The organism is Streptococcus sp. (assembly GCF_019414905.1).
In the GTDB taxonomy this organism is placed as follows: Bacteria; Bacillota; Bacilli; order Lactobacillales; family Streptococcaceae; genus Streptococcus.
Genome location: NZ_DXLC01000125.1, coordinates 1 through 1,446, shown reverse-complemented (window position 1 = coordinate 1,446; position 1,446 = coordinate 1). Strand labels below are relative to the sequence as shown.

Annotated in this window: 1 pseudogene; it reads left to right on the top strand. The window is 43.4% G+C overall.

Going from position 1 to position 1,446, the window contains the following annotated elements:
* Nucleotides 1–1,446 (top strand): annotated as a pseudogene (locus QZ359_RS03770) (chromosome segregation protein SMC); the annotation flags it as partial.

The window sequence follows — 1,446 nt, the reverse complement described above, 5'->3', positions numbered from 1 at the left end:
TGGGCTCAGGTGCAGGACCTCTTGACGAGCTACTACCAGAAGCGTGAAAAATTAGAAGAAGAAAATCAAAACCTTAAAAAGCAACGCCAAGATTTACAGGCTGAAATGGCCAAAGACCAAGGCAGTTTGATGGATTTGACCAGTCTGATTAGTGATTTAGAGAGAAAATTAGCCTTATCGAAACTGGAATCTGAGCAAGTAGCCCTGAATCAACAGGAAGCACAAGCTCGTTTGGCTACTTTAGAGGATAAGAGAAAGGCTCTAAGTCAGGAAAAGGCTGAAAAAGAAAGCTCTTTAGCTCTCTTAGAAGAAAATCTAGTCCAAAATAATCAAAAACTTAATCGTTTAGAAGCTGAATTGCTGGCTTTTTCAGATGATCCTGATCAGATGATTGAGCTCTTACGCGAACGCTTTGTAGCTCTTTTACAAGAAGAAGCAGATGTCTCAAACCAGCTGACCCGTATCGAAAACGAGTTGGAAAATAGTCGTCAGCTTTCTCAAAAACAAGCAGATCAACTAGAAAAGCTGAAAGAACAGCTGGCTACAGCTAAAGAGAAGGCTAGTCAGCAAAAAGAAGAGCTTGAAACTGCTAAGGAACAGGTTCAGAAATTATTGGCCGACTATCAAGCTATTGCCAAGGAGCAAGAGGAACAGAAAACTTCCTATCAAGCTCAACAAAGTCAACTCTTTGACCGTCTGGATAGTCTCAAAAACAAGCAGGCTAGAGCCCAAAGTTTGGAAAATATTCTGAGAAATCATAGTAACTTTTATGCAGGTGTTAAGAGTGTTCTCCAAGAAAAAGCCCGACTTGGTGGAATTATTGGTGCTGTTAGTGAGCACCTGACCTTTGATGTGCATTATCAAACTGCCTTAGAGATTGCGCTTGGAGCCAGCAGTCAGCATATCATCGTAGAAGATGAAGAGTCGGCAACCAAGGCGATTGATTTCCTAAAACGTAACAGAGCTGGTCGTGCGACCTTCCTTCCTTTGACCACTATTAAGGCGCGTACGATTTCTAGTCAGAACCAAGATGCTATTGCTGCAAGTTCAGGATTTCTGGGCATGGCAGATGAGTTGGTGACATTCGATACTAGACTGGAAGCCATTTTCAAGAACTTGCTAGCTACGACGGCTATCTTTGATACCGTAGAACATGCTCGTGCAGCTGCTCGCCGGGTTCGTTATCAGGTTCGTATGGTGACTTTGGACGGCACAGAGTTGCGCACAGGTGGTTCCTATGCGGGTGGTGCCAATCGCCAAAATAACAGCATTTTCATCAAGCCAGAGCTGGAGCAATTGCAAAAAGAAATTGCTGAAGAAGAAGTAAGCTTGCGTTCTGAAGAAGCGAGTTTGAAGACCTTACAAGATCAGATGGCTAGATTGACCGAATCATTAGAAGCTATCAAATCTCAGGGTGAGCAGGCTCGTATTCAGGAGCAAGGCTTG